This is a genomic window from Nocardia amikacinitolerans (genome assembly GCF_900215415.1).
Classification (GTDB): Bacteria; Actinomycetota; Actinomycetes; order Mycobacteriales; family Mycobacteriaceae; genus Nocardia; species Nocardia amikacinitolerans.
Window position 1 is genome coordinate 499,393 of sequence record NZ_OBEG01000002.1, and the last position, 12,256, is coordinate 511,648.

Genomic DNA, 12,256 nt, shown 5'->3' on the forward strand with positions numbered 1-12,256 from the left:
TGTCCCCGCACCAGCGTTCAATACGCGGGGGCGGTCGGCGCCGAGTATCGAGGCGTGCGTATCCGTCTGCTGTTGATCCTGGTCATGGCCCTGTGGGGCAGCGCTTTCGCGTCGTCCAAGGCCGCCGTCGCCGAAGTCCCGCACGAGGTGGCGGGGTTCCTGCGGTTCCTCGGCGGCACCCTCGTGTTGCTCGCGGTCCTGCGCGCGCCTCGGCTGCCCGCGGTCGAAGTGCCGCGCGCCGCGGGCGTCGGCATGGTCGGCGTGTTCGGCTACAACGCGCTGTTCTTCCTCGGTCTCTCCTTGGCGCCCGCGGCCGACGGGAGTGTGATCGTGCCGATGGCCGCGCCGGTCTGCACCGTCATGGTGGGCATCGTGCTCGGGCGCGTGCGATTGTCCGTGGTGCAGTTGCTCGGATTGGTTCTCGCGGTGGTCGGCGGGATCGTGTTCTTCCTCGGCATTCCGGATACCGGAAACACCCGATTGCTCGGCGACCTGGCGTTTCTCGGCGCCGCAGCCTGTTGGTCGGCGTACACGCTGCTCGGCGCGCCGCTGTTGAGCCGGTTGCCCGCGGCCACGGTCACCCTCTACGCGACCGCCGCGGGCACCGTCGCCCTCGGACTGCTCGCGGTACCCGCTTTCGGTGACGTGCGTTGGTCGGAGTTGGGCCCCGAATTCTGGCTCAACCAGGCGTATCTCGGCGCACTGCCGACGGCGCTCGCGTACGTGCTGTACTACCGTGCGGTCGGTCAGGTGGGGCCGACCACCGCGGCCTCCGCGATATTCCTCGTCCCGGCTTTCGGTTTGACGTGCGCGTGGGTGCTGCTCGGGGAATCCATCGCTCCGTTGCAGGGAATCGGGGCGGGATTGATGTTCGTCGGAGCGTGGTTGAATACCCGTCCTGCGGTGAGTGATTCGATCTCGCCGACACCGCGCGACGCCGAAGAAGGCGGTGCGACAGTTGATTCCGAGACGGCTTCGACCAGGCCCACGGCCGACTCCGTTTCGCCGGAGGCCGATTCCCTGCGGGCGAGCTAGATTCGTCGCATGGACCGAACCGGCCGGGTGCAAGGTGGTGACCGCGTGGATCATCGTGTGCTCGTCCTCGTGCACAGCCCGCTCGTCGGGCCGATCACCTGGCGTCTCGTCGCCGCCGCACTGGAGAGGACGGGCAGGCCCGCGGTCGTACCGGACCTTCGCGCCGCCGTGACCGGACCAGGTCCGTACCACCGCGACATCGCCGATGCGGTAGCCCGCGATGTGCCCGAGCAAGGCGATCTGATCCTCGTCGGGCACAGCGGCGCCGGCCCGCTGCTACCCGCGATCGCGGCCGGACTGCCCGGCCGCGTCCGTGGACTCGTCTACGCGGACGCCGGGCTGCCTCATCCCGGAGCGCCCGAGTTGAACGTTCTGCCAAGGGAATTCGATGAGCAGCTGCGCGCGATGGTTCGCGACGGCCTGCTGCCGCCATGGCACGAATGGCTGCCTTCCGGAACCCTGCTCGAGATCCTCCCCGATCCGCGGGTGCGTGCGGAGTTCGTCGCCGAGGTCCCCCGGCTGCCCTACGCGTTCTTCACCGAAGCCGCGCCGGACGTGGTCTGGGCAGGGGCCGCCGCCTACGTCCTGATGAGCGAGACCTATCGCGACCATGCCGAAACCGCCCGGGCCGCCGACCAACCCGTCATCGAGTGCTCCGGTCATCACCTGGCGGGACTGACCGCGCCGGACACCGTTGCCGACAAGCTGATCGTGGCCGCGGACGCGATCGCGAGCGAAGCGCCGTAGCGGCAGATTCCTGAGAATCGCCACACTCGAAGAGCATTCGAGACCGGTCGGTTCGAAGGTCGGAGGTTTGGATGCGGCGGAACGAGGCACTACCGCTTCGACAGACTCGTCGAAGGAGAAACCCGTGTCATCCGCAATGGTGGCCGTGGCGATCGTGGCGGTGCTCGTCGCGCTCACGGCCGTACTGCTTTTGTCCTGGCCCGCGCTGCGAACTCGTCGCTTGCGCAAACGATTCGGGCCCGAATACGACCAGGCCGTCGAGCAGTGGGACGGCCGCCGCGCCGCCGAACGCGAACTACGCGAACGCGAACTCCGCCACGCCGGGCTCGAGCTGCGCGACCTCTCCGAGGACCAGCGCAAGCAGTACACGGCTCGGTGGGCCGACGTGCAGGAACGCTTCGTAGACGATCCCGCCGCCGCGCTCTCCGAGGCCGATCGCCTGGTCACCAGCGTCATGTCCGATCGCGGTTACCCCGCGGAGAGCTACGACCAGCAGCTGGCCGACCTTTCCGTCGAGCACGCCCCCGCCCTCGGCCACTACCGCAGCGCCCACGCCATCGCAACCCGCACCAACGGCGACACCACCACCGAGGATATGCGCACGGCAATCGTGCACTACCGCGAACTCTTCCACGACCTCCTCAACGGCCGAACCCGCCAGACCAAGGACGCCCTCTCATGAACACCGATCGCACCGAAACCCGCCGCGCCACAACCGAACCCACCGTCCCGAGCGACCGAACACCTGGCGCCGATCTCGAAGCACGCAGCGCCACAACCGAGCACAGCGCCAACCTCGAAGCACGCGGCGCCAACTCTTCGCCGGACGACAACCTCGAGGCACGCAGCGCCAACTCCGCGCCGAACAACATCGATGCGCCCGGCATCGCCGACTCGACCGCTAGCACGGACCGTGGGGCGCGCGACGCCACCGACTCGACGCCCGCCGACGGGCCCGTGCACACGTCGGGCGACAGTCCGACCAGCGTCCAGGTAGACCCGACCGCCACACGTGATGCTCGCACCACGCAGGCCGTGCACGGCGACGGCGCAGCCCGCGACAACACCACAGCTGCGATTCCGCACGGCGCCGAGGTGGCCGCGCCGACCAGCTCGCGGGACGAAACGCCCGATACCGCCACCAATTCGCTCACCGAGACGAGCCCCTCGACAGCACCCGCCGAGGAAACCTCCTCCCCCGACGCCGCGACGCCGAACGGGAAACCAACCGCACCGCACGACGAACCCATCGCACTCTTCACCGAAGCCGAAATCGAGCGCCTCCGCACCGAATGGCGCAGCGTCCAAGGCTCTTTCATCGACAACCCCCGCGAAGCGGTCTCCCGCGCCGACAACCTCGTCGCCAACACCATCGACCACCTCACCGCGACCTACTCCGAACACCGCCGCGGCCTCACCACCCGCTGGTCCGAGGACCCCGACACCGAAGACCTCCGCAACACCCTCCGCGCCTACCGCACCTTCTTCAACCAACTCATTACGTAGGCGTACGGGGTTTCGTCAGAGGTCTGCCGTCGTCTTCGCGGTCTCGAGGGCGTGGAGCGAAACATAGCGTTGCTTTTGGGTGAATGCCGTTCCGCGCCCGGCACCGTTGTGCGGAAGGGCCATCTCCAGCGATCTGTGAGTCGGATCTCCGGGACGCGTCAGTAGGAAGACCTGGTACGCCCCCTCGACCCAGCCGACAGTTCGCGAGTGGTCGATGACAGCCGCGATCTTCCGGTCGTTCGAATCCGCCGAACCACGCAGCCGGTCGGCCGAACTCGAAGTCCACTCGACATTGTCGCGTCGATGGCGGATTCGCGGGACTTCCTTTTGGATCTGCGAGTGCACATAGAAGGCCATGCGGTCGACCGGGCGAAAGAACCGGCCCGGCTGGCACACGTACGCGAAGGTTTGCTCGTAGAGTGACCAAGCGTTGCGAGCCGCCACCACCACCGTGTCGTCGGTCGAAACCGGCCGCTCAGCGTAGACGTCCATCGCGCTACTCAGTTTCGCGAGCCACCCTTCGGCATCCACGTCGATGTACCTGGCGACCTCGAGAACCCGCCGAATCTCGAAGGGGACGTCCACATTCAGCAAACAATCATGGTGCGCCAATCGGTTGCGGAACTTTCGAACACCCTCGATAGCCGACGAGACCTGCTTTCGTTGACCAGACGAGTTCGGAAACGCGCGGTGCAGGCAATCGCGCCATAGTTGCTCGTACTTCCTGCCGACAAGACCGGACCAGAAGCCAAAACTAAGCCCGGCGACGATCTGATCCCTGGACTCCTGGTTCATCGGCCGGAGCCGAGCCCGCACAGTTTCGACAGCCTCCGACAGGCTTTCTCCGCCGGGCGTCGGCATCAGAAACCACGGAATGCCGACGGAGGCTTCCCGATAGTGCTCGCGCAGCCGCCTGTCCAACGAGTTGCGGAGTAGCACTTCGAGGTGACCGACGATCTCGAACGAAGCCGCGGCGGTGCGGCTGGTCCACGCGTACAGGCGTAGGGCGACCTCTTTGTCCTGATCGGCCGCGTCCAGATACGGAAGCAGCCGTGGCTTGGAGAGCAGATCCCAGACGGGTGTCGCGCTGTAGTCGGTCACCACCGCAGCATGGTAGCCTGTAGCGGAACGCCCCAGTGTCGCCTCTGAAGCAATTCACGCGCCTGGGGCTCTTCAATTCTTTCACCCACTCGAGGCCGAGAGCCTTTGCCGCCCAGCGGACTTCATACGGCGCTTCCTTGAAGACAATGCATCGTCACGCGCGACGCGGTGCCGTGCGTCTCACTCTTCGCGTTTCGACTTCGGGCGGGCGCGGAGGTGGGCGCGTTCGCCCTGTTTGCCGAAGAGGCTGAGGAATTCGACTGGTTCGGCGGCGGCGGCGCCGAACCAGTGGGGTATGTGGGTGTCGAATTCGGCCGCTTCGCCGGGGACCAGCACCAGATCGTGCTCGCCGAGGATGACGCGGAGGCGTCCGTTCAGGACGTAGACCCATTCGTACCCTTCGTGGGTCTTGGGCCGAGGTTCGACGCGGGGGTCGGCGGGCGGCAGGACGATCTTGTACGCCTGGATGCCGCCCGCCCGACGGGTCAGCGGAACCATGGTCATGCCGTGGTGGGTGACCGGCCGCAGGTGGATGCGCGGATCACCGGTGGCCGGCGCGTCGACGAGCTCGTCCAGCGTGACGCCGTGCGCCTTGGCGAGGGGCAGCAACAGTTCGAGGGTGGGCCGCCGCGCGCCGGACTCCAGCCGGGAGAGGGTGCTCACGGATATCCCGGTGGTCGCCGAAAGATCGGCCAGCGTGGTTTCACGCTCTCGCCGCAGGGCACGCAGTCGGGGACCGACCGCGTCGAGTGCTCGGTCGAGGTCGTCGTCCATGAGACCAGTTTGCCAGAGTGGCAAACAATGTTGCCGGTACGGCGGTGCGGCTCGCATAGTCGTCGCAGGAGGTGGTCACGTGACCGATCAACTGAGGGACAGCTATGACGTGGTGGTACTCGGCGGCGGCGCCGCGGGCTTGAGCGGTGCGCTCATGCTCGGCCGATCGCGCCGCTCGGTGCTGGTGATCGACGCGGGCGCGCCGCGCAACGCACCGGCCGACGGCGTGCACGGCCTGCTCGCGCGGGAGGGCATGCCGCCCGCGGAGCTGCTGGAACGCGGCCGCGCGGAGGTCCGCCAGTTCGGCGTTCAGCTCGTCTCCGGCGAGGTACGCGACGCGAGCCGCGACGGCGACGGATTCGTGGTGACGACGGCCGACGACCGAACCGTCCGCGCCCGCAGATTGCTGGTCGCCACCGGCTTGGTCGACGAGCTGCCCGACATCCCCGGCCTGCGCGAACGCTGGGGGCGCGACGTGGTGCACTGCCCGTACTGCCACGGCTGGGAGGTGCGCGACCGGGCGATCGGCGTGCTATCCACGGGTCCGATGTCGGTCCACCAGGCGCTGCTGTTCCGGCAGCTGAGCGCCGACGTGACATTCTTCATCGGGACCACCGCACCGACACAGGACGAGACGGTGCAGCTGACCGCCCGCGGTGTCCGGTTGGTCGAGGGCGAAGTCGCGAACCTGGTGATCGCCGACGACCGCATCACCGGCGTGCGGCTCACCGACGGCACGGTGATCGAACGCGAGGTCGTCGCGGTCGGGTCGCGCATGGTGGCGCGGGCCGAGTTCCTCGCCACGCTCGGACTGCGCACCAGCGAGCACCCGATGGGCGAGTTCATCGCGGCCGACCCGACCGGACGCACCGACGTGCCCGGCGTGTGGGCGGCGGGCAACGTCACCGACCTGGCCGCCCAAGTCGGAACAGCGGCCGCCGCGGGTGCCACGGCGGGCGCACAGATCAACGCCGACCTGGTCGCCGAGGACACCCGACACGCGGTCGCGGCCTACCCGAGCGCGAACGGAGACCGCGCACGGCCGGAGCGAAGGCATCCGTTCTCGACCGACACCGAAGCGCGCCTGTGCGAGACGAGCTCCGGCGACAGCCGCCACGGCCTCTGACCGACGAAAGGATCACCGTGTCCGAACAACTCGACCACGCCTTTTGGGAGAACCGCTACCGCACGTCGACTCCGCACGTGGAACCGAACCCACACCTGACGGTCGAGGCGGCGAAACTACCGCCGGGTCGTGCCCTGGACGCGGGCTGCGGCGAAGGCGCGGAAGCGGTTTGGCTCGCCGCGCACGGCTGGCGGGTGACGGCCGTCGATTTCGCCACCGCGGCTCTCGAGCGCGCCCGCGAGCGCGCCGACATCCGCGGACCGGAGGTGGCCGGTCGAATCGATTGGCTCGCAGCGGATCTGACCGAATGGGTGCCGCCGGAGAACGGTTTCGACTTGGTCTGCTCCCACTACGCCCACCCCGTCATCGGAGCCGAGACATTGCTGCACCGACTGGCTCCCGCGGTCGCGCCCGGCGGCACGCTGCTCATCGTCGGACACCATCCGTCGGACGCGCATTCGGCGGCGCACGCCTCCGGAGTGCATGTCACGGCGGAAGACCTGGCGGCGGAGCTGGATCCCGTCCGCTGGGAAATAATGATGGCGGAGAACAGTTCTCGAACGGTGACGCACGGCAGTCACCAGGTCGAGCTTCGCGATGCCGTGCTTGTGGCACGGAAGATTCGCTGACACGGTCGCTTCGGGCTAGCTGGTGCGCCCTGCGCGTGACCGGCTATGGCGGAACGACCTGGACGACATGCTTCGTCCACTTCCTCACGGTCGCCGCGGACGGGTCAGACCTCCAGGTCTTCTTCGATGCCCCGCAGGTGGTGCCTGGCGAGCGCGAGGTTGGCCCGGCCGCGGTCCAGTGCGAGGTAGAGGAAGAGGCCTTTGGATTTGCGGCCGGTCATCGGGCGGATGATGTGGTACTGGCCGGAGAGGGTGATGAGGATGTCCTCGATCTCCTCTTTGAGGCCGAGCTGCTCCATGGTCCGCAGCTTGGCGCGCACCACCTCGGTGTTGCCCGCGGCCGCGATCTGCAGGTCCAAATTCTTCGAGCTGCCGAGCATTCCGAGCGCCATGCCGCTGTTGTAGTCGACGACGGCGGCGCCGACCGCACCGTCGATCACCATCATGTCTTTGAGCGCCAGATCGAGATTCGTCATTTCATTCCTTTCGATGGGTGTGCACTGCCCGGTCCTTTCCGGGCTTGGTCGCCAGCGCCGCCAGATGATCGACGATCGCGCGGGCCACCGGACGCGACTCCAGGTGGAGCCGGCCGACGTTCACTTCGGGTCCGGCCAGTACGGTCAGCGAGGCCCAGCCCGCCGCGTAGATCACCACGTGCCCCTCGGTGCCGCGCACCACGACCTCGTGGAAGCCGCCGCCGTTCGCGGTGGCGCTCAGCCGGTAGGACAGCGCGAGATGCGAAGCCGACAGCGCTGCCATTCCGTCGGGTTCGATGTGCGCGGGCAGGTCGTGGGCGATCAGCAATCCGTCGCCGGACGCGACGAGCGCGCCGGTCGACTGCGGCACCCGATCCCGCAGCATCTTCAGTTCCGCAAGCACCGCCGCGTTCGGTTCCGGTCCGGACATCGCCACCTTGGTAAACCTTCCCATCCATTCGCCGAACAGTTTCTTTCGCGCGGTCACGCAAGCTCCTCCAACGCCGCCCGCAGGCGAACCAGCACATCGCGGTCCACGGGCTCCCACTGTTCCGCGGTCGGCAGCGGGGTCGACCGCACCCGGCGGCGTAGGGGTGGGGCGGTGGGATCGCTGATCAGCGGTGTCGGCGGCTCGTCTTCTCGCGCACCGCCGGACTCTCCGGTCGGCGCCTCGATATCGATGACGCGCCCTGCGCCCGACACCCCGGTGTGCGTGGACAATTCGGCGACGTCAGGTCCGGTCATCTTGGCGTGCTTGCCATTTCGCGTATCGATGCGGACGCCCTGTGGCCCGCTGTACGGCGCGAATCCCGCACCCCAGTGGGCCGTGTGCCTACCAGGATCGGCGACCGGGCTCGGCGGCTTGATCAAGCCTGCCGCGGTCAATTCCCGCACCGCCTCCAGACACCCGTACGTGGTGCGGCCGAGGTCGCGGGCGATACCGGTGATGCTGCGCTGGGTATCGGCCGCCGCGAGCACCTCGGCCTGGCCCGCCGTGAGCACCACGTGCCGTCGCCGGACGCGCCGCACCGGCACGACCGGCGCCCGGTCGACCAGCTCCGCGGGCCACGGCCCGGACTCCGGATCACCGCGCCGCGCGCATTCCTGCACCAGTGCGCGCGGCGTGATGTGACAGACCGGGGCGAGCCAGTGCGGCGGAGCGGGCCGGAACTCGGGGACGGCGGACGACGCGAGCAGAAAGTACGCCGCGTCGAAAACCGAAAGCAGCGCAAGGGTTTCCAGGCGCGGCCGGTTCAGTACCTGCCCCGGGTCGCCGGAACCCGCCCGCCGCCAATCCTCCGCGGTCGCCACGCCCGCCTCCACCACGAGCCGGTCCAACCCGGTCGTCCTGCGGCAATCGGCGGAGGCGATCACGCCGCCGGTGAGATGAAACGCGCCATCGCCCGCGCGCAACACACCTGTACTCCCTTCCTTTTCCAGCCGCCGCAGCTCGACCGCGAGTTCAACGCCCATGACCGTCCTCGGCGAATTCCGCCAGAATCGCTCGCAGCTGAAATCGCGCCATGGCCAGATTCCCGGTGTCGTCGTCGCACAGGACGTGCACGAAAAGCCGCCCGTCGAAATCGCCGTCCACCAGATTCAGCAGGTGAAATCCGCGGGTACCGCACACGATGATCTCGGTGAGATCGTCGCCTTCGCGTCCGCTGGCCAGCGCCGAACAGCCGAGCACGGCGCGCACCACATCCGTTGTGGCAGCGGCATCTTCGTGCTCGTCCACCAGGTCGTGCTCCCCGGCCGCGGCGATCGCAAGGCCGCTCGCGCCGTCCACCATCGTCACGCTGCGCGCACCCGGAATGTCCATGATGCGTTTCAGGCAGCCCTCGATACCGATCACCGTGCCACCGCTTGTCTGTGAGGGATTTAGCGAGTCCCGACGCTACACACGCCCGGCGACCGATGTACAGCTATCGCCGGGAAATTTCTCAGCACACAACGCATTTCCCCCGGAAACGAGAAAAGAATACCCTCCGGTATTTGAAACCTACCGGTAGTTAAGGGACTTTGGTCATCTCGCTTTGCGAAATTAGGTTGCCCACAATGCGGAAGGCTCGCGCTGCGAGATTCATTTCGTACCGGTAGGCTCTACACAGCTATCCCCGCGCGCTCGCCCTCGCAAACCTCGTTGCGGCCCAGTGTCTTTGGTGCCGACATTGCGCGAAGGACGCGGCCTCGCCGTGACGATGGCACAATTGCGCCCGCACGAACGAAGGTGGTGCGGACCGCGCGGGACGCGCCGCCGAACAGAAGTGCGAATGCGCCCTTCACGACCACGCCCGTCGAGTTTCCGCACGGTCGAATTCGGCGGGTGCCGCGAAACGCACTCGACCGATAGGAATCTCACCAAGCACGCAGGTGCGCCGCTCCCCTCGGCCCTCGGATATGGACCAACTCGAATCCATATCCGAGGGCCGCAACCGACGCTCCAGTGGCGTCGACGGTGTGGAGCGGGACCAATCGCATTGCCTCGCAGTGCAATGCGCATCGCATGCTCGGCTGCGCGTTTCGACGCCGTCGAATGGGATGAGAACGCCGATGGCAGGCGGGGTTTCAGCCCGGGCGAAGATCCGTAACCGGCAGGCCGTGCTCGGCGCGCAGGCGCTCGGCGACGAGCGAGCGGTGACACGCCTCCGGATCGCGCTCGACGCACAACAGGGCGGTCGTCGAGTCGTTCGGGAGCTCCGCGACGAGCGCGCCGAGGTCGAACGGGTCGAGAATCTCACGGGTGTAGCGCTCGGTGTACTCAGGCGCGAGCGCGAGGCGGTTGCGCTTGCCAACACCCTGGCGGTCGTCCTCGCGGTATTGGAGTTGCCGCAGCTCGGTCGTCGGCGCCAACTCCTTCACGTGCCGGTAGCGGATGTTCGCCGCGGCGAGCGCGCTCTGCAGCCGCGCCGAGTTCGCCCAGGAGTACTCCGGGCCCCGAACACCGCGACGCTGGCGGAGGTCGAGCAGCAACCCCACGCCCGCGCCGGTGAGTTTCGCGACGAAGGTTTCGGCGGTAAAGCCGTAGACGCCTATCGTCACCATTCTGAGCACCGGAGATCACCCACCTGCCTGCTATTCGTGCGGTTCCGCCGGATGCCCTGCCGAGGCGGCGGCGTCGCCTCAGGCGACGGCGGTTCCCTCGAGCTCCACCATCAGGACGGGGATCGCCAGCCGGGTCACCCCGAGCATCGTGGTGGCCGGCGCCACCTCGGCGGCGCCCAGCCGCGACGCCAGCACACCGTAGTGCTGGAAGAGCAGATCGACGTCGGTGGTGTAGACATTGAGCCGGACAAGGTTCGCGAGGGACATGCCTGCCGCACCGAGAACGGCCTCCAGGTTGTCGAGGCTCAAAGCCAACTGCGCCGCCATGTCACCGGGATGTTGGGGCTCGCCGTCGCCGCTCATCGCGGTCTGCCCGGCGCAGTACAGAGTCCGGGTGTGCCCCGAGACGATCTCACCCTGGTTGTACCCCATCTCCACCGACCACGCCCACGGGTTGATCGCCGTCCGCCGCATCGCCCCATCGGCTCCGGTCGCCTCGTCGAGAGTCCGTACGTCCATCGGCTCGGTAGCCATCTTCTTTGTCATGCCGGTCAGCCTCTCAGCAATACACGACATCTTGTGTCGTGTATTGCTGACATAATTTTCGTATGCGCGCCGACCGCTTGGTCTCGCTGGTGCTGTTGCTGCGCCAGCGCGGTCGGCTGACCGCGAACGAGCTGGCCGACGAGCTGGAGGTGTCCACCCGCACCGTGCTGCGCGACATCGAGGCGCTGTCCGCGGCGGGCGTTCCGGTCTACGCCGAACGCGGTCGGCACGGCGGTTTCGCGTTGTTGCCCGGTTTCCAGACCGAGCTCACCGGACTGAACCACGACGAGGCGCTCGCCCTGCTGGTCGCCGGATCACGGCGCGGCGCACAGGCATTCGGCCTCGGCTCGGCGCTCGCTTCGGGCATGCGCAAGGTGGTCGACGCACTACCCGAAAGCTATCGGGCCACCGCGGCGGGTGCGGCCAAGCGATTGCTCATCGACCCCGAGACAGACCTCCTCGCGCGCCGACTGGTCGCCGAGGAGGCGCCCCACGCCGTCGTGACCGAGGTCCGGCGCGCGGTGTTCGCCGGGCACAAGCTGCGCATCCACTACGCGGCCGTGGATCAACCGCCGAAGTGGCGGACCGTGGACCCGATCGGCCTGGTCACCGCACACGGCCTGGGCTACTTGCTTGCCACGAGATCCGGCGCGGACCGCACCTACCGGCTGTCCCGAATATTGGCCGCCGAGGAACTCCCCGAACCCGCGGAGCGACCGGACCGGGTCGACCTGGACCTGGCCTGGCAGGAACGCAGCACGCGGTTTCGGACCGGCGGCGACCAAGTCACCGTGCTGGTACTGCTGGACCCGGCACGGCGGGCGGACCTGGTGGGCACCGCGCTGGCCGTGCTCGCCGAAGAAGCCGACGCGGACGGTCGGCTGCGACTGGAGGTGACCTTCCAAGATTCGAGGCACGCCGAATGGGCGCTGTGGCAGCTCGCCGCCGACGCGGAAGCCCTTGCCCCGCAGTGGTTGCGCACCTCCCTGCGCGACCGCGCGGCCGCCGTCGCCGCCCGCTACGAAGGCTCGGCCTGACAGCTGGTCGCCATCACCGCGCCGCTACCGATCCTCTTCGGCGCCGAGACGGTAGCCAACGATCCCGAAACCGGAGCGCGCCGCCGCGGCCCGAATTCGCCTGTCCGCCAATCAGCATCGGGATCGCGGTCGGCAAACCGCATGTAACGTACCGCGACACAACGGCAGATACATCCCACGAAAGCTTCGCCTACACGATTGGAGACCTTGTGAGGATCTCGCCACGAGCAGTAG

Annotated in this window: 15 protein-coding genes; 7 read left to right on the forward strand and 8 right to left on the reverse strand. The window is 67.9% G+C overall.

The genetic code is table 11. The features are described 5' to 3' along the window. Nucleotides 1-54 precede the first annotated feature (54 nt). From CRP45_RS10560 to CRP45_RS10575, 4 genes are all read left to right on the forward strand, one after another. Entirely contained in the window at nucleotides 55-1,035 is a 981-nt protein-coding gene (locus CRP45_RS10560; protein WP_097244936.1) for a DMT family transporter, read from the forward strand. Nucleotides 1,036-1,080: 45 nt separating this feature from the next. Further along, the gene (locus tag CRP45_RS10565) at nucleotides 1,081-1,782 is read left to right on the forward strand and encodes an alpha/beta fold hydrolase (protein ID WP_218841127.1); all 702 of its coding nucleotides are present in this window, start codon (nucleotides 1,081-1,083) and stop codon (nucleotides 1,780-1,782) included. Nucleotides 1,783-1,906: 124 nt separating this feature from the next. After that, nucleotides 1,907-2,464: a hypothetical protein gene (locus CRP45_RS10570; protein WP_245910055.1), complete on the forward strand. Its 558-nt coding sequence runs from the start codon at nucleotides 1,907-1,909 to the stop codon at nucleotides 2,462-2,464. Then, complete coding sequence (locus CRP45_RS10575; protein ID WP_097244939.1) at nucleotides 2,461-3,288, forward strand: hypothetical protein; 828 nt, start codon at nucleotides 2,461-2,463, stop codon at nucleotides 3,286-3,288. The genes CRP45_RS10570 and CRP45_RS10575 overlap by 4 nt, the downstream gene beginning before the upstream one ends. Nucleotides 3,289-3,303: 15 nt before the next feature. Here CRP45_RS10575 and CRP45_RS10580 read toward each other — a convergent pair whose 3' ends face one another. Next, entirely contained in the window at nucleotides 3,304-4,392 is a 1,089-nt protein-coding gene (locus tag CRP45_RS10580) for a hypothetical protein (protein ID WP_097244940.1), read from the reverse strand. A gap of 177 nt (nucleotides 4,393-4,569) precedes the next feature. Next, complete coding sequence (locus tag CRP45_RS10585; RefSeq protein WP_097244941.1) at nucleotides 4,570-5,163, reverse strand: helix-turn-helix domain-containing protein; 594 nt, start codon at nucleotides 5,161-5,163, stop codon at nucleotides 4,570-4,572. Nucleotides 5,164-5,242: 79 nt separating this feature from the next. On the opposite strand from CRP45_RS10585, the gene CRP45_RS10590 reads away from it, so the two are divergent. Further along, nucleotides 5,243-6,289, forward strand: a complete 1,047-nt coding sequence (locus tag CRP45_RS10590; RefSeq protein ID WP_097244942.1) for an NAD(P)/FAD-dependent oxidoreductase — start codon at nucleotides 5,243-5,245, stop codon at nucleotides 6,287-6,289. A 17-nt stretch (nucleotides 6,290-6,306) separates the two neighbouring features. Continuing rightward, nucleotides 6,307-6,918 carry a class I SAM-dependent methyltransferase gene (locus tag CRP45_RS10595; protein WP_097245440.1) on the forward strand — a complete coding sequence of 204 codons (612 nt, stop codon included), beginning with the start codon at nucleotides 6,307-6,309 and terminating at the stop codon, nucleotides 6,916-6,918. Nucleotides 6,919-7,022: 104 nt separating this feature from the next. Here the strand turns inward: CRP45_RS10595 and CRP45_RS10600 are convergent, their stop codons facing one another. The 6 genes from CRP45_RS10600 to CRP45_RS10625 form a co-directional block, all read right to left on the reverse strand. Beyond that, a complete protein-coding gene (locus CRP45_RS10600; RefSeq protein ID WP_097244943.1) occupies nucleotides 7,023-7,394 on the reverse strand; it encodes a hypothetical protein in 372 nt (123 codons plus the stop codon). 1 nt (nucleotide 7,395) lies between these two features. After that, nucleotides 7,396-7,881 (reverse strand): roadblock/LC7 domain-containing protein, encoded by a 486-nt coding sequence (locus tag CRP45_RS10605; protein ID WP_245910056.1) that lies wholly within the window; start codon nucleotides 7,879-7,881, stop codon nucleotides 7,396-7,398. Further along, complete coding sequence (locus CRP45_RS10610; protein WP_097244944.1) at nucleotides 7,878-8,867, reverse strand: hypothetical protein; 990 nt, start codon at nucleotides 8,865-8,867, stop codon at nucleotides 7,878-7,880. Before CRP45_RS10610 ends, CRP45_RS10605 begins: the two co-directional genes overlap by 4 nt. Beyond that, nucleotides 8,857-9,249, reverse strand: a complete 393-nt coding sequence (locus tag CRP45_RS10615; RefSeq protein ID WP_097244945.1) for a hypothetical protein — start codon at nucleotides 9,247-9,249, stop codon at nucleotides 8,857-8,859. The genes CRP45_RS10610 and CRP45_RS10615 overlap by 11 nt, the downstream gene beginning before the upstream one ends. Nucleotides 9,250-9,962: 713 nt before the next feature. Then, nucleotides 9,963-10,439 carry a DUF488 domain-containing protein gene (locus CRP45_RS10620; protein WP_245910057.1) on the reverse strand — a complete coding sequence of 159 codons (477 nt, stop codon included), beginning with the start codon at nucleotides 10,437-10,439 and terminating at the stop codon, nucleotides 9,963-9,965. 78 nt (nucleotides 10,440-10,517) lie between these two features. Continuing rightward, nucleotides 10,518-10,913: a RidA family protein gene (locus CRP45_RS10625; RefSeq protein WP_097245441.1), complete on the reverse strand. Its 396-nt coding sequence runs from the start codon at nucleotides 10,911-10,913 to the stop codon at nucleotides 10,518-10,520. A 134-nt stretch (nucleotides 10,914-11,047) separates the two neighbouring features. Here CRP45_RS10625 and CRP45_RS10630 point away from each other — a divergent pair, with 134 nt between their 5' ends. Continuing rightward, entirely contained in the window at nucleotides 11,048-12,022 is a 975-nt protein-coding gene (locus CRP45_RS10630; protein WP_097244947.1) for a helix-turn-helix transcriptional regulator, read from the forward strand. The last annotated feature ends 234 nt before the right edge of the window (nucleotides 12,023-12,256 follow it).

What these genes read in the sequence shown, in the direction of transcription:
- CRP45_RS10575 (WP_097244939.1), top strand. Translation starts at nt 2,461, where the DNA reads ATGAACACCGATCGCACCGAAACCCGCCGCGCCACAACCGAACCCACC.
- CRP45_RS10585 (WP_097244941.1), bottom strand. Translation starts at nt 5,163, where the DNA reads ATGGACGACGACCTCGACCGAGCACTCGACGCGGTCGGTCCCCGACTG.
- CRP45_RS10600 (WP_097244943.1), bottom strand. Translation starts at nt 7,394, where the DNA reads ATGACGAATCTCGATCTGGCGCTCAAAGACATGATGGTGATCGACGGT.
- CRP45_RS10610 (WP_097244944.1), bottom strand. Translation starts at nt 8,867, where the DNA reads ATGGGCGTTGAACTCGCGGTCGAGCTGCGGCGGCTGGAAAAGGAAGGG.
- CRP45_RS10620 (WP_245910057.1), bottom strand. Translation starts at nt 10,439, where the DNA reads ATGGTGACGATAGGCGTCTACGGCTTTACCGCCGAAACCTTCGTCGCG.
- CRP45_RS10625 (WP_097245441.1), bottom strand. Translation starts at nt 10,913, where the DNA reads ATGCGGCGGACGGCGATCAACCCGTGGGCGTGGTCGGTGGAGATGGGG.
- CRP45_RS10630 (WP_097244947.1), top strand. Translation starts at nt 11,048, where the DNA reads ATGCGCGCCGACCGCTTGGTCTCGCTGGTGCTGTTGCTGCGCCAGCGC.